Raw genomic sequence first — 23041 nt, forward strand, 5'->3', positions numbered from 1 at the left:
AAAGAAGCCCCTCACCCTGGCCCGTAGGCGAGCCTCCCCCCAGATGGGGGAGGGGATAAAAGAAGCCCCTCACCCTGGCCCGTAGGCGAGCCTCCCCCCAAAGGGGGGAGGGGATAGAAGGAATGCAGCCATGCCGAAAAAAAGCGTCTTTCTGCTCGTTATCCTGGCCCTAAGCGCGGCCGCCGCGGAGCCCACCATCGCCGTCGTGGACTTCGAGGCGGTGAACTGCGACCCCGGCCTGGCCCGCGGGGTCTCGGAGTTGGTGCGCGCCGGCGTGGTCGGCATCGAGGGCCTGCGCGTCATCGAACGGGCCCAGCTCGCCCGCATCGCCGAGGAGCAGGCCCTGGCGCTCTCGGGGATGGTGGACGAATCCGACGCCGTGGAGGCGGGTCACCTGGCCGGGGCGGACCTCGTCGCCCTCGGCAGCGTCACCGAGATTGACGGCGCCTATGTCATCCAACTGCGCGTGGTGGACGTGGAGACGGGCGAGGTGCTGCTGGGCGTCTCGGACACGGCGGGCTACGAGGGCTGGATTCCGGGGAAGGTCCGGGGGCTGGTGGAGAGCCTGGCCGACGCCGCCGGGATTCTGAAGTCCCAGCTCCGCACCACCCCCGACGAGTACCTCCTGGGCTACTCCGGCTCCGGCGCCATCGTCTTCCACCTCGCCGGGGACATCCACTACCTCGATCTGGCCACGGGCGTGGGGAGGCGGCTGACCGAGGACGGACTGAGCTGGCAGTCGGCCATCTCCCCCGACGGGCGGCGCCTGGCCTTCAGCTCCCGCCGCGACGGCGACCTCGAAATTTACGTCATGAACCTGGCCACCGGGGAGACGACGAAGCTGACCGACAACGCGGCCGACGACGACGCCCCGAGCTGGGACCCCGACGGGGAGCGCATCGCCTTCCACTCCGTCCGCGACGGCAACTGGGAAATCTACGCCGTGGACGTGGATACCAGGGAGACCGAGCGCCTGACGAACGACCCCGCCGTGGACGCCTACCCCGCCTGGAGCCCCGACGGGAAATACATCGCCTTCGACTCCATGCGCACGTCCTACACCGGCGGCTACGAGGTGTACGTCATGGAGGCCGACGGGGAGGAGCCGACGCGCCTGGGCGCGGGGTTCAATCCCGAGTGGTCCCCCGACGGGGGGAAGATAGTCTTCGTCCGCCAGGGCGACACCGGCGGCGACCTCTACCTCGCCGACCCCGACGGCAAAAACGTGGAGCGCCTGACCTACGATGGCGGCGCCAAGCGCTTCCCCTGCTTCACCGGCGACGGCGAGACCGTCATCTACGACGACACCCACACCGACATCTTCGCCCTTGATCGGGCGACCGGCGACGTGTACCGGGTGACCTGGAACGGCTGCGTGGTGCCCACCTGGGGCCCGGCGGCGGACTGACGGCCCTCCACGAGCGCGACCGGCGCCCGGAGGAAACCGTCAGCGGTGACTTCGAGAAGCCGGGCTTCACCCCCGGCAACCGCAGGGCTGAGGGCGTCATCTCCCGCCGCCCTTCGGGGGGAAATTTCCCGGGCTGCGCCGATTCTGCAACCCCCGCCGACCTGCTCCATCTTTCCCGGAGCAGGTCCGGGACCTCTGTGCGGAAATGTTATGTAAGCCTCGTCTGTTATAATTTGTTTCGGTTGGGCAAGCCGTACAAACGAAAGGTGAAACCGTGCGCAAGATCACCGTTATCTGCCTTCTGATCGCCTTCGCCGCCCTGGCCGACGTTGACCCCGACGCGGAAATCACCACCACCGACCCGGACGTCCCAGGTGAGGAGGGGACCGTTCTATCGTCGGAGGTCCGCGCCCAGCTCGAAGAGAGCGCGGACAGCTACCTCCAAGTGGCGGAGGAAAATCTGCACAGCCCGGACATCGCCGGCGAGATGCTTTTCAAGGCCGGGGAGTGCTACGAGAAGCTGGGGGATTGGACCAAGGCCCGGGAGATATTCACGCTCTACAATCAGCGGTACAGGGAGACGGGTGTCCCGGACCTGGTGGTGGAGTCCTACTACCGCGCCGGCCACGCCGCGTTGAAGCTGGGCGACGTGGATACCGGCCGCGATCTCCTCTTCGAGTGCACCAAGGTGTACGAAGACTTCAGCACGAGGCCCGGCATCGAAGTGAACTTCGACATCCCGGCCAAGGCCTACGTGGAGATAGGCGACCTCCTCTTCGACGACTACGCGGCGATCACCCTCGAGGGCGACCTGATGGACCTGGACCCCCTGGTGCAGACGGCGACGAAGAAGTACGGGCTGATGAACGAGTTGACCGAGATCTACGGCCGTGCCGCCAGGGCCTCCGATCTTGAGGTGAACTTCTCAGCCCGCTACAAGGCCGGATTGGTGTACGAGCAGTTCTACCGCACCGTCAGCCAGATGAAGCTCAGTTTCGCCACCCTGGACCAGCTCATGGAGGAGAACCCGGATGAAGCCGCCGAGCTCGAGGAAACCGTCATGGAGCAGTTGGCCGAGTTCAAATCGCAGATGAACACCTGGGCGGCGGAAAAAGGTCTCGACAAGGCGATCCAGGTGTACGAGTTCATCATCCGCAGCGCCGAGGAGCGCGGCGAGACAAACCAGTGGGTGCAGATGGCCGAGGAACGCCTGGCGGACCTTATTCCGTAGACCTACTACATCACATCGGGAAGTGCCCAGGTGGATTAAGCCCCCGCCTTTCGGGGAGAGGCTTGCCCAAGGGCCGGTGTGATGGGTGATGTCCCCTCCCCCCTCTGGGGGGAGGGATAGGGTGGGGGGTGTAGCTCCTCCCCCCTCTGGGGAGAAGTTCTCGCCTGAGGACATGAGGAAAGTACACCTCGTAATCTTCGAGCCGTAGCGCGTCACTGGCCGCAAGGAGAAGGGGAAGGATTAACATGGAAACAAAAGAATTGAAGGGATCATGGTGGTTACCCGGTAACCCAGATAGAAGATTTTATGGCACATTAAATTTCGATAATACTAGTGGTTGCTATCTCGAAATTGTTGGTTCTTTATCAACAGAAGATATTGTTGAAATAATTCTTGGATACTCGACATCAGGTGATGAAGTAACTCTGTATAATTCTATTCGTACTCAATCAACATGGTCTTTTCCAGGTACATCTACAGAAAAATATATATCTAATATACTATTTTTAGGAACACATTTTAAACAAAAAGAAGATATTACATTTAAAGAGATTCGCATATCTTGTACATTGTTAGGCGAATGGTTACAAGAAAGTGGATTTATCATAAAAAGAGATAACCAAGAAAAAAAGATTTTCATTGAATATACATCTATGGAACCACATGTTTTTACATTTAACGATTATTCAATTTCCTTTTATCAAAGTCCAGATATTAAATACAATATTGCCACCAAGGCACCTAAAATAACAGATAAATACTTTATTAAATTTATTTATTCAGAAGAAAAATCTTATAATATAATATTGGAAAATATTAATTCTATGATGAATTTTCTTTCACTTGCTACACGCGAGGAAATATCTGAAACATCGTTAGAAGGAATAACTGATACCGTTTCAAAAGTAGCAAGCGGCGGCATAATATACAAACCAACAATTAAAATAATATATAAAAGCACCAGAAAAACGGATATGCCAGAGCAAATAAACACTAATCAAATGTTATTTGGATATCAAGAAATAAAAACAAATTTCACAGACATATATTCTAATTGGTTACATATTATAGACAAATTAACAACATTGTACAGTCTTTATTTCGGTACTAGTTACAATCCGAGAATGTATATAGAGAATGTATTCTTGAATTATGTTATTGCTTTAGAAACATATCATCGGCAAGTATTTAAAAATGAAGAAATTAGTATAGATGAGCACAATGTTCGTATACGTGAAATAGTTACCAATACTCCGCATGAGTATTCTAGTTGGTTAGAAAGCAAGTTACAGTATTCAAATGAGCCGACCTTGAGAAAACGGTTACAAAAGTTATTTCAAATTAACAACTCAATATTAAAATACACTACTACAACTAAAAATAAATTTATAAACAACGTTGTCAATACAAGGAACTACCTTGTACATCGTGATGCCTACTTAGAAAAAAAAGCTCTAAGAGATGGGGAGTTAATCTATCTAAATTCGAAATTAAAGAGCTTAGTCGAAATGTGCTTATTACGTGAGTTAGGATTCAATTATAATCAAATTAAATCGATTTGTGATAAGCCCTTTGTCTACATGCAACTAGAGATATAACACAAGGAAAACGATGGAGCAGAAGCGGTACATCGTGCGGGTGGACGGGGCGCCGGAGCCGGCCCGACCCGCGCGCAAGATTCTGAAAATGCTCGACCTGGGCGAGCTGGCGCCCACGAACGAGGTCTACGACATGTCCGCCTTCGACTGGCGGCCGCTGGCCGACGTCGAGCCCTTCAAGAGCCACCTCGAGCGCGAGGCGGAGCTGACGTCCCTCGGCCCCGAGGAATTCGCCAGGAAGAAGCGCATCCGCCAGCCGGGGCGCTACATCCTGATCGGCGTCGGCATCCTCGTCGGGGTGGCGGTCATCGCCTTCGCCATGGCCGAGCTCTTCGGCGTCTTCGCCCGGGGGATAGGCGGGATTCCCGAGGTGCCGACGGGGCAGGCGGCGCTCGTGTGGAAGTTCCAGGAGGGCGACTCCCTGACCAGCTCGCCGTTCTTTTACGAGGGGAAGGTTTACTTCGGGTCCGAGGACGGCTACCTGTACTGCGTGGACGCCGGAACCGGCCACGGGCTGTGGAAGCACTCGACGGGCGGTCCCGTCATCGGCGAGGTCCTGGCGGCCGACGGCCGGGTGTACGTGGGGAGCTGCGACGACGCCCTGTGGTGCTTCGACGCGCTGACGGGGAAGCGGCTGTGGCGCTTCGGCACCGGGCACTACGTGGGCGGCGGGGTGACCTGCGCGGACGGGCGGGTGTACTTCGGTTCCTACGACCACGACGTGTACTGCCTGGACGCCGCGAGCGGGGAGGAGGTCTGGCGCTACGAGACCGGCGGCTGGGTCTTCTCGACGCCCTTCGTGGCCGGGGGGAGGGTGTTCGTCGGGTCGCTGGACGGGTGGCTCTACTGCCTGGACGCCGCCACCGGCGCGCCGGTGTGGAAGTTCGAAACCCAGGGGGAGGTTTACAGCTCGCCCTACGTTTGGGAGGGGAAGGTCTATTTCGGCTCCGACGACACCTGGCTGCGGTGCCTGGACGTGGGGACGGGGCGGGCGCTGTGGCGCTACCGCGACCCCGACTACTGGAACTGCATCCGGTCGCGGATCGTGGTGTTCGACGGGCGGGTGTACTTCGGCTGCCTGAACCACATCGTTTACTGCGTGGACGCGGCGACGGGGATGGAGCGCTGGCGGCACAAGACGACGAACACGGTGGAGGCCGGGGGCGTGGTGGCGGGGAAGCTGACCGACGGGCGGGCGTTCTGGGTCTCGCAGCCGGCGCGCTGGCTCGAGTCCGGCGACTGGCCGGAGAAGCCCGAGGCGGCCGAGGCCGTGCTCTACATCGGCAGCGCCAACGGGAGCCTGTACTGCCTGAACGCGGCGGACGGGAAGGTGGTCTGGGCCTACGCGGCCAAGCGGCACATTTTATCCGACCCGGCCTGCGGCGGGGGGATGGCTTATTTTGCGAGCGACGACGGGTATCTGTACGCTGTGAAATCCGCCGCCCAGGATGGGGATTAGGAGCTAGGGCGACGGCGATCGGGGGGAGTCCCTTCGCGGGCGACGACGGGTATCGGTGCGCGGCGAGGTCCCACCCGGAGTGCGGGGGGTGCGGGGGGCGGTAATAGCCATTCCGGGGCGGTGGTTCAGATAATTAAAAGATGACTAATATTTATTAACCCGCCACTTGATTTAATTAATAAATTAGGCTACAATACTTCACGAAATCCACCGGGCGGGGGGACCGCGGACGGTCGCCCCCGGGCCGGAATGAAACGAACGTGAGGTGCGACGTGGACGAGAAGGAAAAAGACCCCGCGACCGACGTCGGCCAGGCCGTCGGGGCGGGCGTGAAGGCGATGCGTAAGGGCCTCGCCGCGGGGATGCGGGGGATGCGCACCGGCCTCCGCGAGATGCACCGGGGGATGGACGAGGGCCGCAAACATCGGTGCGGCCCGGACAACGAACACCACGGTCACCGGGCGGAGGAGGCGGGGATGGACGACGAGCAGAGGAACGGCTGGTGGTTTAACTTTACCGAAGGGGTGAACATCAGCCTGGACCTCTCGGGGCTCCTCTTCGGATTCTTGAGCCTGGGGCTGGGCGTGGGCGCCTTCTTCCTGTATCTGATCCCCTTCGTCCTGGTCCTCTCCTGGCCCTTCGCCATCGCCGGGCTCATCGTGGGGCTGGTGGCGGTTTTTAATTTCCGGGCGGGCTGGTTCCGCGGGTTCCTGCCCGGCCTGGTGGGACTGGGCCTCTCCGGTGCGGTGCTCTGGTTCCACATCATGAACCTCATCTGGACCACGGGGACCCTGGACTACATGCTGGGCCTCTGGGGTCCGCCTCCGGGCTTATAACGGATGGACGTCGCCGCCGAGAGCCGCGCCAAAAGGCGAGTCACCTGGCTCGGGGCCGGGGTCAACCTGATCCTGACCGGGACCAAGCTCGCCGCCGGCATCCTCGGCCGCTCGGCGGCCATGGTCTCCGACTCCGTCCATTCGTTCTCCGACCTGGTCTCAGACGCCGTCGTCCTTCTGGGCATCCGACTGTCGGACCGGCCCGCCGACGAGGGGCACCCCTTCGGCCACGGCCGTTTCGAGACCCTGGCGGCATTCATCCTGGGGCTCATCCTCATCGGCGCCGGCGTCCTTTTGGGCTGGGAGGGGCTGGAGAAGATCCGCCACCCCGAGCCCGCCGTCCCCACCTGGCTCGCCGCGGGCGCGGCCCTCCTCTCGATCGTGGTCAAGGAGGCGCTCTTCCGCTGGACGCGCGCCGTGGCCCGCAGCACGGGGTCCAAAGCCGTCGAGGCCAACGCCTGGCACCACCGCTCCGACGCCCTCTCCAGCCTGGTGGCCCTCGCCGCCATCATCGGGGCCATCCTCCTCCCGCGGTGGAACTTCCTCGACCCCGTGGGCTCGATCATCGTGGCGCTGATGATCGCGGGGGTGGGCTTCAAGGTGATTCTGGACGCCGCCCGGGAGCTCACCGATTCCGGCGTCGAGCGCGAGCTCCGGGAGCGGATGGGCGAGCTGACCGCCGGGGTGCGGGGGGTCGGGGACGTCCGCCGCATCTGCGCCCGGCACATGGGCAACCTCACCGTGGTGGACCTGGTCGTCGCCGTGGACCCGGAGATGGACGTGTTCCAGGCGCACCGCATCACCGAGCACATCGAGGCCAACCTGCACAAGCACCTGCCGCGCGTGGGCCGCGTCTTCGTCCACGTCGAGCCCCTGACCGAGCCGGAGCTCCTGGACGGCCGGCGCAACGCCGAAATCCGCCGCGCCGTGGAGGAGTCCTGCCGCTCCATTCCGGGACTGGTCGGCTTCCACGACCTCCGGCTCCACCGCCGCGCCACGGGCGTGGCCCTGGACATCCACGTCGAGCTCGACGGCGGCCTCCCCCTCGCCGACGCCCACCGGGTGGCCGACGAGGTCAGGCTCTGCCTCGAAGGGCTGGAAGGCGTGGACGAGGTCCTGGTCCACCTGGACTCCGAGAGGGACGAAGACTGACCCGGGCCCCGTGACGGGCGATCGGCGCGGCTCACCCGGGCCGTTTTTTTGCTATACTTCCCCAACGTAGAAGGGGAGGTTCCCCATGCGTTTCATCGGGACCCTCATATCCCTGGGCATCGCGCTCACCGCGATTCTGATCATCCTGTGCAACGTGGACGACTGGTCCAAGCAGGCGGCCGAGGAGGCGGACCGGGCGACGGCCGAGGCCTACGGCATAGACCCCGACACCCTGGACCTGCCCGGCCGGGTCACCGTCACCTCGCTCGAAGTCGTGGGGGAGGATACCGCGCCCGAAATCCGGCTCCGCGTGGAGAACACCGGCGGGCGGAACCTCTACAACGTCCACGTCACGGCGGAGCTCCTGAACGCGGGAGGCGGGGTGCTGTGGGACGAGGCGGAGTTCGACCTCGAGCCTGTAAAAATCCCCACCGGCGACCCGGCCAAGGGCTCAGGCGTAGTCACCGACGAGGGGTTCGCCTCCGTGGGTGAGATTCGGGCCGAAGACGTCGTGGGCGAGGTCAAGGTCCACACCTCCGACTGAGGGGCATCCCAGGGGTGGAGCGGACGATGGACGGAACGAAGGAAAAGGCGCTCAGGGACGCCGTGCTCGGGCTCCGGGAATGGGCCGAGGACCTCCTGGCCCGATTGGTGGCCGTGCCCACGGTGAACCCCCCCGGACGGGAGTACCCCCGCCTGGTCTCCGTGTTGGGCGCCGCGATGGAGGAGCTGGGGCTCGGCCTCCAGGTGTTCTTCCCCACCGAGGCCGAGGTGCGCCGGCTGTACCCGGAATCGGAAGGCCTCACCCGGCCCAACCTCGTTGGCCGCCTCCGCCTCGGCCGGACGAAGACCCTCCACCTCAACGGCCACTACGACGTGGTCCCGCCCGGCGAGGGCTGGACCCGGGACCCCTTCGTGCTGGGGCGTGACGGCGAGTGGCTGCGCGGCCGCGGCGCCGGGGACATGAAGGGGACCATCGTCGCCCACCTCGCCGCCGTGGCGGCCCTACGCAAGATCGGCCTGGAGCCGTCCTGCGACCTCGAGTTCGGCTACGTCCCCGACGAGGAATCGGGCGGGGACTGCGGCCTCGGCTGGCTGATCCGACGGGACGTGCTGAAGGCGGACGCCGGCCTGTTCGAGGGGCACTCCGGCCCGGCGCTGACCATCGCCAACAAGGGGGTCCTCTGGCTGGAGATTGTGGTCCGGGGCCGTTCGGGGCACGCCAGCCGCCCCTACGAGGGGGTCAACGCCTTCGACGGGATCGTGGCCGTGGCCCGGGGCCTCCTGGACGCCCTGCCCCAGCTCTGCGCCGCCAGGAGCGACCTGCCCGTCGCCCGACCCGAGGACGCCCGCGGCGTGATGACCCTGGGCGGGATTATTTCCAGCGCCACGGCCAAGGTCAACGTCATCCCGGGCAAGGTATCTTTCACCGTGGACCGCCGTCTGCTGCCCGAGGAGGACCCGGCTCGGGCCCAGGCCGAAATCGAGGCCCGCGCCCGGGAGGCCCTCCCCGTCGTCGAGGGGATGACCCTCGAGGTGCGGCGGCTCCAGTTCGCCCCCGCCGTCGTCTGCCCCGAAGACTCCGAAATCGTGCGCGCCCTGGCCGCCTCGATCGAGCACGTTTACGGAAAAAAGCCGCCGCTCCGCCTGAGCGCCTTCTTCACCGACATGCGCTTCATGGCAAAAATCCCCTGCTGCGGGCACTCCGTCCGCTCACAGAACATCCACGGACCGGACGAGGGTGTACACCGGGAGGACCTCCTGGACACCGCCCTCACGCTGGCGCTCCTCTGCACGACCTTCGGCGCGTAGGCACTTGCGTGTCGCCGCACCGGGTGGTATATTTACGGGGGGCGGTCGCTGGACGGCCGGGCTCGCGTGCGGGGCGGTTGCTGGACGGCCGGGCTCGCGTGCGGGGCGGTCGCTGGACGGCCGGGCTCGCTCACGAGGGGGGATGAGCCGCCGGCGCGCGCCGTCCATCCGGGCGGTTTCCCGGAGCCGGGTGCGGGATACGCGGTCCGGCGACCCTTGGAGCGGACCGCGGCGGGAGTTTTTCGGATAAAAGCGGTGATTTGAGTTAAAATTGAGTGTACCGGGTTCCTTCATCGCGCCAGCCGTCGGCGGACCGGACGCCGACCGCCCAACGAACGGTGAAGCATGGCCGATACTTACATCTTCATCAACGGGGAAACCTACGGCCCCCTCTCGATCTCCGAGATCAAGAAGTGGGCCGAGGAGGGGCGCCTGGGTCCCGAGGACCAGGTCTGGATCGCGGCCCGCAACGAGTGGGTCCTGGCCCGCAACGTGGCCCAGTTCAAACGCATCTTCGACGACAAAGGGGTCACCGGCGATGGAGCGCCGGTCTCCGAGGGCCTGTTGGTGAGCATTGACGGCGAGCAGTACGGCCCCTACCCCGCCACCCAGATCATCGAGTTCATCCAGGACGGCCGCATCAACCACAAGGACTTCGTCTGGATCGAGCGGCAAAACCGCTGGTTCGAGCTGGAAAAAATCGTCCAGTTCCGCCAGGCCTTCGAGCGGCGCGACGCCGAGGAAGCCCGGGAAGTCGAGCCGGCCGCCGAGGAGGAACCGGAGGAGGCCGTGGAGGCCGCGCCCGCCGAGGAGGTCGAGGAAACCGCCGAGGAGGAGGCCCCCGAGGTCGAGGAGGGGGTCGAGGTACCGGTCCCAGACAGCGACTGGGCCGACTTCGACGTCGGGACCAAGGGGAAGGCCAAGAAGCCGGTCGTCTCGGACCGCGACATCGTGGCCCGGGTCTTCGCCGATGACCGGCCCCGCGGCGAGGGCGCCATCGGCACCATCGGCGACTTCGTCGAGGCTCCGGAGGAGACGCAGCTCCGCGAGCGCGTGGCGGAGATTGACCCCCGCGAGCTGCCCCTGATGAAGGCCAACGCCGCCAAGCGATTCGGCGGACTCATCTGGGACTTCGTCATCTGCTTCAGCTTCGTCGCCGTGCTGGGCATCATCTTCCACATGCTCGACAAGGCCTTCGCCGACTTCTCGGTAAAAGTCTTCAATCCCTCCGACACCCTGGGGGTCCTCGAGGGGGCCGGGTTCCTGGCCAACCTCTCGAAAACCTTCGTCTTCATCTCGATCGGCGTCATCGGCTTCTACCTCCTCTTCCGCGACGCCCTCTTCGGCCACCGGTCCCTGGGCAAGCGGCTGGCGGGCCTGCGCGTGGTGGACCGCGTGAGCAAGCGGCCCGCGAGCTTCGGCAAGCTGGTGCTCCGCAACCTCACCGTGGTCACCATCGTGCCCCTGGTGATCGAGTTCTTCCTGGTGCTCGGCGACCACAAGGGGCTGCGCATCGGCGACCGCATCGCCCGCACCCAGGTCGTGGACACCAACATCTGACCTGGGCCGCCGGGGGGGGATTTCGGGGGGGAGCTGAAAGCGGGGAGCGCGACGCGTCAGCCCTTTGACCGGGGCCGCCGCGGGGGGAAAGTCGTCCGTCGGTGACCGCCGAAGCTCGGGGCGGTGACGGACGCCGATCGTGGAATTAACACGGACGGGGCGAGCCGAGGGGCTTGCCCCACAGTTTAGGCGTATGATAGGGGAAGAACTGAAGGCTGGTGTTTTTACGAGGGCAATAGGCGGGAAATGGCTGTCGGCTATTCTGGCGGCAGTTGTGGCCCTGGCCGCCTTCTGGCTCACCGCGGCCCCGGGAACGGTCCTTTTAGAGAGCAACTACGACCTGACCCTGGCGGCGGCGGACCTCGGCTGCGCCCACTCCCCGGGCTACCCGCTCCACTCCCTGGCCGCCCACCCCTTCATCGCCCTCTTTTCGGACCCCGCCCAGGCGACGAACCTCTTCTCCGGTCTCTTCGGCGCGCTGACGGTCTTTTTTCTTACACTGGCCCTCGCCGAGCTGGGGCGCTGCGCCGACGGTAAGGAAAATCCCTGGCTGGCCGCCCTGGGCGCGCTGGCCTTCGGCCTCTCGGCCACCCTGTGGACCCAGGCCTCCCTCACCGAGGTCTACACCCAGCACACCGCCTTTCTGGCGGCGGCGCTCTACGTGAGCTTGCGGGCCCGGCGCCTCGCCCTGGCCTCCGAGCCCTCGGGGATGGAGACGGCCACGGCGGGCCTTTTGACCGGGCTTCTATTGGTCAGCCACAACGCCGGCTACTCGTACCTCCCGGCGCTGGCGCTGGTCCTGTGGCCGGCCTTGAAGCGGTTGAACGCCGCGGGCTGGGGGCTCACCGTCGCCGCGCTGGGCCTCGGCCTCTCGGCCTACCTCTACCTCCCGATAAGGGCCTCCACCGGGCCGCTGGTCAACTGGTCCTCCCCGGACAATATTTCCGATTTCACCCGGAGCCTGAGCCAGGCGGTCTACGCCGACACGCCGCTGGCGCGGAACGCGGCCGTCCTCGGCGGCCAGCTCGCCTGGGTCGTCCGGACCTGGTGGGCCGACCTGGCGCCGGGGGCGGCGCTGGCGGGCATCGCCGGCCTGGTGGTTTTATTCAAAAAAGGAAGGCGCCAGCTCTTCGCCGGGCTGCTGCTCTTGTGGCTTCTGCCGGCGGCGCTGCTCATGGCGATTCGCAACTACCCCGTGCCGCAGCTCGTGGGGTCCGGGGAAACGTTCCTGTTGACCGGGGCCTTCGTCTTCGCCGCCGGGCTCTACCTCGGGGCCTCCCGGCTCGCCCGGAAGTTCGAACACCGGGGAAGGGCGATGGCCGTCGGTGCGCTGATGCTCGTCCTCGCCGCCACGGTTTTTACGAGCCTCCCCCGGGCCGACCTGTCGAAGAGAACCGGGATGGAGGAGCTGGGCGCCGACCTCTTCGCCTCCTGCCCCCCCGGGGCCATCCTGGCCGTCTCCATCGTTCAGGGCGACAGTTGCTACTTCGACGGCCTGGTCCGGCGCTACGCCCGTGACCGCCGCCCGGACCTCGAGGTCACCTCGGCCTACCAGGTGGGCGACTCGTGGTACCAGCGGGAGCTGGCCGACCGCGCGGGGCTCCTCCCGCCGAGTGAGGACGAGCAGATGCGTCTGTGGCGCTACGCCGGCGAGCGGGCCCCCGACGTCCGCACGGCCCGGAGCTTCGTGGACACGAGCCTTTTGGAGTACTACTCCCGCACCGCCCGCCGTCCGCTGGCCCTGGCGGTGGACGTGGACTATCTCTACGCCTTCTCCCTGGCCCTGAAGGAAGACCGGGACGGGTTCGTCCCCCTGGGCCTCGTCGAGGTCTGGCGTCCCTTCGAGGCGTACGCGGCCTCGGGGAATCCCGATCTGGGCCGGCAGACCCTGACGCGGGCGCGCTGGGACACCCTGCGGTTCAGGCCCCGACCCGAGGGCCCGCACAAGTACGAGCGCGCCGCCACCGATTTCCTCCTCGGCCGGCTGGACGTGTTCGCCGAGGCGGCTTCGGCGGCGGGATACGCCCCCCGGGCCGCCGCAGCGGCCGTCCGCGCCGGATGGTTCTCCCCCCTCGTCCCCCAGCGCTGGAGCTCGGCCCGGGACGCCGCCGCCACCTGGACCGCCCTCGCCCGCGACGCGACGCCCTCCGACGTCCTGGTCGGCCGCTGCCTCTTCTACGGCCTCTACGGCCGCGCGGCCCTCTACGCCCGCCGGCGCCTGGAGGAGGGGACGGCCGGCGTCCCGGACATCTACGCCCTCTACGCCCAGAGCCTGATACTGGGCGACGAGGAAGGGGCGGCAAGGTTCGAGCGCATCCTCGGGGCCATGACCGCCACGGCACCTTGACGCGGGGAGCGCCCTTCTGCTAAACTTCGCCCGCCTCGCAACAGGGTAGAGGAGGTCGGCCCCCGTGATCATCGTCCTCATCATCCACATCCTCCTGTGCATCGGCCTGGCGGTCACCGTCCTCCTGCAGGCCGGCAAGGGCGGCGGGCTGTCCGGCGCCTTCGGCGGCGCGGGGACCCAGACCATCCTGGGCCAGCGCGGGGCGGCGACCTTCCTCTCCAAGCTCACCCGCTGGCTGGCGATAAGCTACATGGTCGTCTCCATGGCGCTGGCCTTCCTCTACTCCTCGCCCAAGCGGGAGGAGGCCGCCCAGCCGAGCGGCACCGAACAGACCGAAAAGCCCCCCGAGGCAAAGCCCATGGCGACCGAAGAATCCGCGGCGGAGACGGGCGGCGGGGAGCAACCGGCCCCCGAGACACAATAAAAAAAGAGGGGCCCCGGGCCCCTTTTTTTATTCGACTTGACCGAAACGCGTCCGGTCCGGTTATAATGAATGCGCCCACTCAAGGAGGCGTGGAAAATGCGGCTGACCGTACTTCTGTTTCTTCTGCCCGTCGCCCTCCTGGCTCAGGAGGCCGAAACCCCGGACCCGGAGTCCGCGCTGGCGGCGCAGATAGCGGTCTGGCTCACCGAGGAGGGCTTAGACCCCCTCACCTACGATGACGAACCCAACACCTGGTACATAAGCACCACCGGGGACAACATGGGCGCCGTCCCCTGCACCCTCTACCTCTGTGACGGGTTCCTCTGCTTCCAGTCCGTCCTGGTCTCCATCCCCGAGCACAGCCACGGGGACCTGGGCGAGCTGGCCGGGGTCCTCCTGCGCATCGGCCTCGAGAACTACATGGTCAAAGCGGTGATCAACGACTACAATAACGTGGAGCTGGAGGCGGAGTTCCCCGCGACCTCCCTCTCCCGGGACGACTTCGTCACGGCGCTGTGGCTGATGCTGGGCACCGCCGATTCCGAGTACCCGCGGATAATCGAGAACGTTTACCGTTAGGGGGGCGGATGCGCGCCACCGTTTGGTTCCTCACCATTCTTCACCTGGGGGCCTGGGCGACGCCGGGCCTCTTTTATTCCCCGACCAGGCCCGAGTCCTCCGTCTTCACCGTTCCCGCGGCCGACGGCTGGCTCTACCTCGGCGAGACGACGCCGGGCGCCCGAAGGCTGGCCGACCACGAGCCCGGCTCGTACTACTACCTCTTCTACGGCCAGGCTCCGCCCGCGGGAGTCCAGACCGTCGCCTCCTTCCCCGGCGTTCACCTGCTGCGCTCCGACTGGCTCCTGCCGGGATTCCCCGGCGGCGAGCTTTTACTGCTCCACCCCCTGCCCGGGATTTCCCGGCCCTCCGGGATGCTCCAGGACACGCCCCCCGAGCCCTTCGGCGGGGGATGGATAGACCCGGCGGTCGTCGCCCGGATTGACACGGAGCACTACCTGGACCATCTCGAGGAGCTCACCGCCATCCCCACCCGCTTCTCCTTCTGCGAGGGATGCGCCCAGGCCGCCGAGCTTTTGATGACCACCCTGGGCGGGTGGGGCTACGAACCCTACTACCACCTCTACGACCTGAACGGGGTCGGGACGGTGGACGTCTGGGACGTCTCGGCCGTGGACGATAATACGGCCTACGCCGTGGGACTGCTGGCGATCAAAACCGAGGACGGGGGGGAGACCTGGCACGCCCTGGAGGATACGGCCGGCTACTCCCCCCGCGCGGTGCTCTTCCTCGACACGGATCGGGGGTTCGCGGGGGGGTGGCGGACCATTCTCGCCACCGACGACGGCGGGGGAACGTGGGAGGTCGTGGACCACGACTTCCCCTCGAACATCCGGGACATCGCCTTCAGCGACGACGAGCACGGATGCGCCTCCGGCCGGGGCTTCATCTCCTGGACGGACGACGGGGGTGAAACCTGGCGGGAGGCCGACGCGCCCGAAGTGGAGGACATGCTGGGGGTGGACCTGGCCGGTTCCCTGGGGCTGGCCGTGGGGACGGGGGGGCTGATCCTGCGCAGCGTGGACGGGGGAGAAACGTGGGGGAGCGTGGACTCGGGGGTCGGGCAAAACCTCTACGCGGTGAACATACATCCGGGCACCGGTGACGCGTGGGTGGTCGGCGCGGCCGGCACCATCCTCCACTCCGGGGACGGCGGGCTCTCCTGGTCCCCCCAGGAGAGCGGGTTCACCCAGTTCATCTACCAGGTCGAGTTCGTGGACGCACAGCACGGCTTCTGCGTGGGGGACAACCGCTACCTGTTCGAGACCACCGACGGCGGCGCGACCTGGACCATCGTCGGGAGCTCGGACCGGGACCGCTTTCTCGCCCTGGACGTGCTGGACGACGACACCCTGTGGATCGGCGGCGGGGAACCGCCCTTCGCCTACGTCTCCACCGACGGCGGCGGGACACTCGTCGGGGGTTACATTGACACCGAGGAGAGCCTGACCTGGCGGAATGTGGTTTGCGAGCTGCCGAGCTCGGGAGACGGCCCGGCCCTTCTCGTCACGGGGCATTACGACAGCATCTCCGATGACCCGCTCCATCTGGCGCCCGGGGCGAACGACAACGGCAGCGGCGTGTCCGCCTGCCTCGAGGTCGCGCGCGCCTGTAGGGGGCTCACCTTCGAAACCCCCGTGCGGATCGTCCTCTTCTCCGGGGAGGAGGAGGGGATGATCGGGTCGTCCTACTACGTGGCCGATCTGGCGGAGGGCGAGGTCGGCGGCGTATTTAACATGGACATGTACGCCTACCGCGACGACGAAAACTACGACCTGGAGGTCTTCACCCGGGACGACTCCCTCTGGCTCTCCGGGGCCTACGACGACGGGTGCGGCTACACACCGGCCTTCGAGGTCGAGACGAACGACCCCGAATGGTATCGCTCGGACCACTCCAGCTTCTGGCGGGCGGGCATCCCCGCGGTCCACGTCGCCGAGTACGCCGGCACCCAGATCTACCCCTGGTACCACACCACTGAGGACACGATTGACAAGATGGACCTGGTGCAGGGTGTGAGCGGCGCCCGGGCGGCGGCGGCCGCGGTCCTGCAACTGGTGCCCCGTCGGGACCAGGCCGGGGGACTGGACGCTGCCTACGCCTTCCCGAACCCCTTCCGCCCCGACGAGGGTCACACGACGGTCACCTTCCGCGACCTGCCGGCGGGCACGGACCTGCGCGTCTTCGACGCCGCGGGGAGCCTGGTCTTCGAGGCGGGGAACCTGGAGGGCGAGTACGAGTGGCCAGTGGAGAACTCGGGCGGGCGACTTCTGGCCTCGGGCGTGTACCTCTACCACCTGGCGGCCCGGGGCGAGGAGAGGGTGGGGAAGCTCGCCGTCATCCGTTGAAGGGCCGATGGCACGCTGGCGGCTGAAACCTCTGGACATTCCGCTGGCCGTCGTGCTGTCGGCGGCGGCGGCGATACCCTGGATGCTCCCCGAGGAGCCGGGCGCCGTGGCGGTCGTCACCTACCCCGGCGGGGAGTTCCGCGTCGGACTCGACGAAACGAGAACCCTGGTGCTCCAGGGGCCCGTCGGCGAGACGGTCGTCCGGGTCGAGGGCGGCCGGGCCTGGGTGGAGAGCTCGGACTGCCCCCAGAAGCTCTGCGTGAAAATGGGGAAGATTGACGAGGCGGGCGAGGCGGTCTGGTGCGTCCCCAACTGCGTCGGGATTCGCATCGAGGGGGGGACGGGTGTTGACGCCGTCACCCGTTAGGCGGGTCGTGGAGAGGTACAGGGGGATCGGCCTGCTCGCGCTGGCCCTGGCCCTCTACGTCCTGGAGGGCCTCCTGCCGCGTCCGGTCCCCTGGTTCCGCCTCGGGTTGTCCAACATCGTCGTCCTTCTGGTCCTGGTGAGGCAGGGGCCCCTGCCGGCCCTGAAGCTCAGCCTGATCCGAACCGTCCTGGGCTCTCTCTTCCTGGGCAACCTCCTGACGCCGGTAATTCTGTTGAACCTCGCCGGCTCCGTGGCGAGCTGGGGGGCGATGAGCGCCCTCTTACCCCTCTACCCCCGGCGCGTCAGCCTCGTCGGAATCTCCCTCACCGGGGCGGCGTTCCACGCCACCGCCCAGTGGGCGACGGCGATTTTCATATTACTGCCGGGCCTCGCCTGGAGTCTCCTGCCGCTCGTCCTGCTCCCCTCCCTCGCCGCCGGGGTGGTCGTCGGGTTAATCACCGCGGCCGTCGTCCCGCAGGAACCCGACCTCCGCGTACAGCCGGGCTAGACGCCCGTCCTGCTCCCGGTTGACGAGACGCTGCGAATTCAGCTCGTCGCGCACCTCGCCCCTCAACTCCCGCACCTCATCCCACAAGCCGTCCAGTTGAGATGACAGGCTCGCCCACTGCACACCCCACAGGGCGGCGACCAGGGCGGGGAGGGCCAGGCGGACTATCCACCGGAGCCAGCGTTTCTCGCCGTTGCCGTTTTTCTCGGACATGTTTATTTTCCGCCTTAATATGTACACGTCGGGATAATATGTCGAAGGTTTTAACATCCCCCGAAGACGACCCCGAGGAGGCCGAGCCAGAAGAAGGTCAGCAGGACCACGGCGGCCACGTCCACGATAAGGAACCAGAACCTCATCCTGGCGTCGGTCGCCTTGTCCTTGCGGACGCAGACGATGACGCCGAGGAGCAGGATCACGCCGGCGAGGATGTAGTAGAGAAGGTCGGGCATGGGGTCCTTTCGGAAAAAGTGGATACCGCTGTTTCGCCAAGCTGGCACAGCGGGCAAGCCTCTGTAAGTTCACCCGCCACTGGCGGGGAATCAGCGTACCCGAATTGGGTGCGTTTGTACCCTTAATGGGTACGGATGGCGGCCGAGCCGGGCCGGAGGCCGTCCCACCAATGCGGCGGCGTCTCCCGGTAGGCGTGGGGCTGCGTCCAAGGGGCCAGCTCGACGGCGATGTGCCAGTATTCATGCAACTTGTAGTACCCCTCGATCCACGAGCGGTAGTAGTACCAGGGGTGGTAGAGCCCCGCGGCGACCAGGCTGTCCCGGATGTCATCCCGGCGCCACTTGGGGCACGGGCTTCCCCAAAAGCTCTCGGCGGTCAGCCGGGCGGAGTAGTCCACCGCGCAGCCGGCCCAGTGGCCGTTCGCGTCGGTGTAGTCCACGGGGTAGCTGCCCTCATCCACGCCGGGCTCCGGGCCGGGGCCGCCCGGGCCGAGGTCGGACTTCGGCCGGTAGCACGAGTTCGCCACCAGGCAACCCCCCAGGTCGCCGCCGAATTGGGTGACGACGAGGGACTTCCAGCGGTCGAGGGTTTCGATCAGGCGCCCGGTTCCCAGCATCCTCACGCACATCTCCCGGCCGTCCCGGGGCTGGGCGAGGTCGCCGGGGATGTCGAACAGGTCAGGCATCATCCTCCAATTTGAAGCCGATGGCGTCCTTGGCCTCGCCGATCTCGACGGTGGAGTTGGCCTTCTCGCGGGCGGCGTCCTGAATGCCGCGGACGATGACGCCACCGCCGCCGACGCCGCAGAGGCCCGTCCACCCGGCTATTGCCAGCCCCTCGTCAATGAGGCGGAAGACGTACAGCGCCAGGATGACGACGAAGAGCCCGGCCAGGACGCAGAAGATGAAGAGCCGCTGGCCGAACTCGATCCCCTTGCCGAAGTCGAAGAGTTTCATAATTTTCCCAATAAAAAAGGCCGCTTTTCAGCAGCCGATAACCCCGCCCAAGGTCATTAGGCTAGTCGAGCAGGAAGGAAGTCCATAAAAAAACCGCCCCATGGGCGGCCCCATTATATCAATTAGACTTTACTTTCGTTTCTTACTTCTGGATTTATTACGTTTTTTATGTAATTTTTGCGGTTTTAATTTCGTTTGTTTCTCTTGTTTACTTGACTTTATTCCGGGTACTTTTTCATCCGGACTAACCCGAGGGGGTGCTGGAATAATAATTTCATAAAAGCCAGACGGACCATGATAATAAAGCTGACCAAATAAAAGAAAATCCCTCCCGAGTAACATTAACAATTCCGGGTCTTGAGAACTTAAATCAAAACCTACAAGTGGAAATCCGTTAAAGGGTGGAAACCCACTACCCGGAAACTCAAAATTTATTGGAAATACGGGATTTCTTGATTGACCCGAAGCATGAGAAATTCCCACAAAATCAACAGGTTTATAGTGTAGGCTCTCTGCTACCGATTTGCATATTCCAGAGCGTGTGGCTCCGGTATCAATTAGTGCCAAGCCATCCTTGTATTGTAAAGAACCGGGGGCACTTGTTGACGGGTACACACGTACCCGCACATGTGGCCCCCGCGCAAGAAGCACGAGAGGATTAATTTGATTTGAGTATTGTGCTGTCAACTAATATGCCCAAAGTATAAGCTGGTGCCCTAAATTCTAGGTCTTTAAGTAAAATCTGCTTAACTAAAATCTGATCGGTGCCAGCTTTTTCGACTCCCATTTTGAATGCTTCAGCAAACGAATCGAAGATACCAATAAGTTTATCACCGTAGACGCATACCCATTTATTTGGGTGTTCTGCGAATAGGCGTTTACGGTTCTCCTCAAACCACGCTAACTCTTTTTCTAATGGGTTGTTATCCGGCATCTCTGTCTCCCTCAAGCGCTGAAAAGCACATTTAATATAGACCCTTTGAACTGGTTTGTCAACCTCACTCTGCCTTGTTGAACCACCCGATCTTATCGCTCATCACGCCCCCGGCAGGCAGGAGCCGAAAAGTTCCAGAATCATCCACGCGATCCAGACGCCGACGGTCGAGGCCACCCCGTCCCGCCAACTGAACCCGTCGCCGCCGAGCCAGCCCCAGGTCTCCCAGCGGACAAAGGCATCCTTGACCTCCCACAGCCACCAGAAGGCCAGGGAGCCCAGGACGCACCAGCCGCGCCACAGCCCGAACACGGCCCACAGAAGAAGGGGGCTCGCCAGCCCCCCTAAAAAGTGGCCGAGCTTGTCGGCCTTCCACCACTCGTCCTTCGCCCAGCGCCAGCCCATTCGTTTCCCTTCCTGGTCGTCGGCCCATGAGCCGACGGTTATCTTCCCGCCCCGCGGCCCCCGGATGATTCGGCGAACCGTTATCATCTACAGGCTCAGGGTGTACGCCCGTAGGACCACGCGAATATCCGACGGGTCGGCACCGATCAAATTTTCCAGCGCCTGGATGTGAATGTGATCCCCGCGCCCCAGAATATCCGCGTCCGCGGCGGCGAGGGTGACCTGCTTTTCGTGCCCCGCGTTTGTTTTGTTGGCCAGGTTCACCAGGAATCCCGTGTCAGCGGCGTTGTTGTAGAGCTTGAAGTCGAAGTTGCACGTATCCGGCGCGGGCATCCCGGGGCCAAGGTTGGCGAACACACTGAGATAAAGCGGATACACGACCTCCATCATCTCCTGGCGCTGGTTCAGGATTGCACCCGTGGCGCACGTACCATCGCACCAGAAGAGATAGTCCCTCGGCGCCCAGACATTCGGGGTGGGGCCGATCACGTCCAGCGGACGCGAGCCGATGTTCAAGCAGGCGTTGGATATGAGCACACCCGTCCCGTGAGCAGCGTCGTTGCGGAAGAAGTTGCAGTCTATCTTGGTAGGCGCGGCGTCCAGGAGGCGCGTGACGCTGATGCAGGTCCATGCGCCGTAAGAAATAACGTCGGTATCGTTCTCGGTGGTCCCCACTCCGTCATCTATCTGCATCCGATAGATTGTGCTCGCGGCGGCGGCCCGGAGAACCCATACGGAATACGTGACGGTCTTACCCGCGAGGTAGGCGAGGACCGGGGCGATGCCCCCGATCCGCTGGCTGATACCCAGACCGTTCACGGCGCAGGTGAGGCTCAAAGAATAGGAGCCAAAGTAGGCTGTAGCATTACGGGCGACGGTCGGAGGGACACCCGTAAACGGCTCCCACGCCATCGGAACCTCGGCGGTCTCCTGCCAGATGTCAAAGTTGGGATTCAAGAGCCAGTTGTAGGGAGCGCTGTCGTTGGGAAGCACGAGCAAGTCGCTCTCAGAGGCAGCCCACGCCTTCTTCAGGCGCCCCTCGGCGATCATGCAGGTATCCACGTAGAAGTCGAAGTCGGTGCCGTCGTTGCGGACGATGCGGAGCTGGATGTCGGCGTCAGCACCCATCACGCGGTAGAAGGGCACGCGATCCCAACCGCCGGTGAGCACCCATGTGACAATCGTCCCGGGCACACCGGATGCAGTCCCCCAGAGATAGATGTCAACAATGCGGCCCACGGCCCCCTGTAGATAGACGTAACCCGCGAGCGTCTTATTCGCGTAGAAACCGGGGGTTACAATGCTCCGGGAGAGCATGTCCCCGTTCTGTAGCGAGTGGATTTTGCAGGAGTAGGCGCCCTGGTGGACAATCGTAGCCTCCTGCGAGATTACGGAAGTGGCGCCCCCGGTAAATGTCCAGCCCGTGGGCGGAATATCATAGATGCCGGCGTCCCAGAACTCGAAGGATGAATTGTCCACGAGGTTTTTAAAACCCTCGTTGATGAAGCATTCGTCGGCGTTTACCATGATGTTGTCGAGGAAGCCGTCGTCGTGGACGCCCGTCGCCCCGTCATGCTCCACGTCGAAAGCCGTCTCGATATTGGTCAACGAGGTATCCACCACCTCGGCGTTCGCGGGGGAACGGGCGATGTCGTCGGCGGTGAGCGCATTGGGCTCGGTGCGAACCAGGACGATCTCCGTGTTATCCACCATGATGGAAACGGTGTCGGACCCGGTGGACCAGACGACGAGGGAGTCAATGAAGGCGGCGGTCGAGTAGTCCCCCGGCCCCGCCGCGCCGTTCACGATGTCGGTGTCGTCGAAGCGCAGGTCGTCATCGGCGGTCATCGCCGTCTTCCACACCCGGGTCCCGTCGCCGATGGTCACCTTGTGCTCGGCGTCGAAGAGCCCCGCGGGGGTGGTCACCCGGCATTCGCCGACGATGGAGCCGTTGTCCACGAAGTCCACGCCGAACCCCTGCCGGACGGCGAGGGCGTTGTTGGCGTCCTTGTTGTTGGCGTCGAAGTAGAGGCCGTCAACGCGTTTGGCGGCGTTGTCCCCCTCGCCGGGGGTGAGATTTTTCGCTTCGAGGTTCGGGTAGGTGACGAGATCGCGCGGCTTTCCGAGTGGCATGGGTTACCTCCACGGCATGAAAAAACCGCCCCGAGGGCGGCTAAAGGCTACGGTCCTGAATCCTTTTAATTAGATCAAGGCGAAGTTTCTACTTATCCATTACTTACATTTCTCCCAGAGTTCAAAGTATTCTTCGCGACTCATCCCGGCAGTTCTCATGTTGCTCCTAATAGCATTAACATTTACTTTCTTCTTGCGTTGAATTATTACGGGTCTTATTGTACCAGCTCGGTTGTAAGCTCTATGGTCTCCCTTAGCCCTTGTAAACACAAAACCAACACTTTTAAAAAGGCATCATATTATCTAACTGGACCAATCGAGGAGTGTATCCTGGAGGTACTTTAGCACGTTTTGGTCGCCGCGGTGGTTGAAGCGGAACTCCATCTCGCGGATGAACAGGTCGAAGTTGCGTTTGAAGCCGCCGTGATAGACCTTCAGCCGCCGCTTGGCGTAGCCCCAGAAGTTCTCGATGCCGTTGATGTGGCTGCGGCCGTTGGAGAAGGTCTCGCCGTGATTGACGCGCTCGTGATG

General features: G+C 63.7%; 24 protein-coding genes. 15 read left to right on the forward strand and 9 right to left on the reverse strand.

Annotated features, from left to right (window positions below):
* Positions 1-130 precede the first annotated feature (130 nt).
* From VM054_04945 to VM054_05015, 15 genes are all read left to right on the forward strand, one after another.
* Positions 131-1408: a DPP IV N-terminal domain-containing protein gene (locus VM054_04945; GenBank protein ID HUT98407.1), complete on the forward strand. Its 1278-nt coding sequence runs from the start codon at positions 131-133 to the stop codon at positions 1406-1408.
* Positions 1409-1682: 274 nt separating this feature from the next.
* Positions 1683-2639: a tetratricopeptide repeat protein gene (locus VM054_04950; protein HUT98408.1), complete on the forward strand. Its 957-nt coding sequence runs from the start codon at positions 1683-1685 to the stop codon at positions 2637-2639.
* Positions 2640-2884: 245 nt separating this feature from the next.
* Entirely contained in the window at positions 2885-4237 is a 1353-nt protein-coding gene (locus tag VM054_04955) for a HEPN domain-containing protein (protein HUT98409.1), read from the forward strand.
* Positions 4238-4250: 13 nt separating this feature from the next.
* Positions 4251-5696 (forward strand): PQQ-binding-like beta-propeller repeat protein, encoded by a 1446-nt coding sequence (locus VM054_04960; protein ID HUT98410.1) that lies wholly within the window; start codon positions 4251-4253, stop codon positions 5694-5696.
* Between the two features lie 272 nt (positions 5697-5968).
* Positions 5969-6532 carry a hypothetical protein gene (locus VM054_04965; GenBank protein ID HUT98411.1) on the forward strand — a complete coding sequence of 188 codons (564 nt, stop codon included), beginning with the start codon at positions 5969-5971 and terminating at the stop codon, positions 6530-6532.
* Between the two features lie 3 nt (positions 6533-6535).
* A complete protein-coding gene (locus VM054_04970; GenBank protein ID HUT98412.1) occupies positions 6536-7684 on the forward strand; it encodes a cation-efflux pump in 1149 nt (382 codons plus the stop codon).
* A gap of 85 nt (positions 7685-7769) precedes the next feature.
* Positions 7770-8228: a hypothetical protein gene (locus tag VM054_04975; protein ID HUT98413.1), complete on the forward strand. Its 459-nt coding sequence runs from the start codon at positions 7770-7772 to the stop codon at positions 8226-8228.
* Positions 8229-8254: 26 nt separating this feature from the next.
* Entirely contained in the window at positions 8255-9496 is a 1242-nt protein-coding gene (locus VM054_04980; protein HUT98414.1) for an ArgE/DapE family deacylase, read from the forward strand.
* Between the two features lie 345 nt (positions 9497-9841).
* Positions 9842-11056 carry an RDD family protein gene (locus tag VM054_04985; GenBank protein HUT98415.1) on the forward strand — a complete coding sequence of 405 codons (1215 nt, stop codon included), beginning with the start codon at positions 9842-9844 and terminating at the stop codon, positions 11054-11056.
* 274 nt (positions 11057-11330) lie between these two features.
* Positions 11331-13403, forward strand: coding sequence for a DUF2723 domain-containing protein (locus VM054_04990; protein HUT98416.1), 2073 nt, complete (start codon positions 11331-11333; stop codon positions 13401-13403).
* Positions 13404-13467: 64 nt separating this feature from the next.
* Positions 13468-13827 carry a preprotein translocase subunit SecG gene (secG, locus tag VM054_04995; GenBank protein HUT98417.1) on the forward strand — a complete coding sequence of 120 codons (360 nt, stop codon included), beginning with the start codon at positions 13468-13470 and terminating at the stop codon, positions 13825-13827.
* A 96-nt stretch (positions 13828-13923) separates the two neighbouring features.
* Positions 13924-14406 carry a hypothetical protein gene (locus tag VM054_05000; GenBank protein ID HUT98418.1) on the forward strand — a complete coding sequence of 161 codons (483 nt, stop codon included), beginning with the start codon at positions 13924-13926 and terminating at the stop codon, positions 14404-14406.
* Positions 14407-14414: 8 nt separating this feature from the next.
* Positions 14415-16754, forward strand: a complete 2340-nt coding sequence (locus tag VM054_05005; GenBank protein ID HUT98419.1) for a M28 family peptidase — start codon at positions 14415-14417, stop codon at positions 16752-16754.
* A 7-nt stretch (positions 16755-16761) separates the two neighbouring features.
* Positions 16762-17121, forward strand: a complete 360-nt coding sequence (locus VM054_05010) for a NusG domain II-containing protein (protein HUT98420.1) — start codon at positions 16762-16764, stop codon at positions 17119-17121.
* A 7-nt stretch (positions 17122-17128) separates the two neighbouring features.
* On the forward strand, positions 17129-17629 hold the full coding sequence (locus VM054_05015) for a Gx transporter family protein (protein HUT98421.1): 501 nt from the start codon (positions 17129-17131) through the stop codon (positions 17627-17629).
* Here the strand turns inward: VM054_05015 and VM054_05020 are convergent.
* The 9 genes from VM054_05020 to VM054_05060 form a co-directional block, all read right to left on the reverse strand.
* A complete protein-coding gene (locus VM054_05020) occupies positions 17573-17842 on the reverse strand; it encodes a hypothetical protein (GenBank protein HUT98422.1) in 270 nt (89 codons plus the stop codon). The two genes, VM054_05015 and VM054_05020, sit on opposite strands and share 57 nt — an antisense overlap.
* A 50-nt stretch (positions 17843-17892) precedes the next feature.
* Positions 17893-18081: a hypothetical protein gene (locus VM054_05025; GenBank protein HUT98423.1), complete on the reverse strand. Its 189-nt coding sequence runs from the start codon at positions 18079-18081 to the stop codon at positions 17893-17895.
* A 122-nt stretch (positions 18082-18203) separates the two neighbouring features.
* The gene (locus VM054_05030) at positions 18204-18767 is read right to left on the reverse strand and encodes a hypothetical protein (GenBank protein ID HUT98424.1); all 564 of its coding nucleotides are present in this window, start codon (positions 18765-18767) and stop codon (positions 18204-18206) included.
* Entirely contained in the window at positions 18760-19038 is a 279-nt protein-coding gene (locus VM054_05035; GenBank protein HUT98425.1) for a hypothetical protein, read from the reverse strand. The genes VM054_05030 and VM054_05035 overlap by 8 nt, the downstream gene beginning before the upstream one ends.
* 129 nt (positions 19039-19167) lie before the next feature.
* Positions 19168-19665 carry a hypothetical protein gene (locus VM054_05040; GenBank protein HUT98426.1) on the reverse strand — a complete coding sequence of 166 codons (498 nt, stop codon included), beginning with the start codon at positions 19663-19665 and terminating at the stop codon, positions 19168-19170.
* Between the two features lie 31 nt (positions 19666-19696).
* Entirely contained in the window at positions 19697-19972 is a 276-nt protein-coding gene (locus tag VM054_05045) for a hypothetical protein (GenBank protein ID HUT98427.1), read from the reverse strand.
* Positions 19973-20074: 102 nt separating this feature from the next.
* A complete protein-coding gene (locus VM054_05050) occupies positions 20075-20464 on the reverse strand; it encodes a hypothetical protein (protein ID HUT98428.1) in 390 nt (129 codons plus the stop codon).
* Positions 20465-22510, reverse strand: a complete 2046-nt coding sequence (locus VM054_05055; GenBank protein ID HUT98429.1) for a hypothetical protein — start codon at positions 22508-22510, stop codon at positions 20465-20467.
* Between the two features lie 303 nt (positions 22511-22813).
* The coding region (locus tag VM054_05060) for a transposase (protein HUT98430.1) at positions 22814-23041 on the reverse strand (228 nt) is incomplete at its 5' end.

It is taken from the genome of bacterium, from assembly GCA_035528375.1.
GTDB lineage: Bacteria > RBG-13-66-14 > RBG-13-66-14 > RBG-13-66-14 > RBG-13-66-14 > RBG-13-66-14.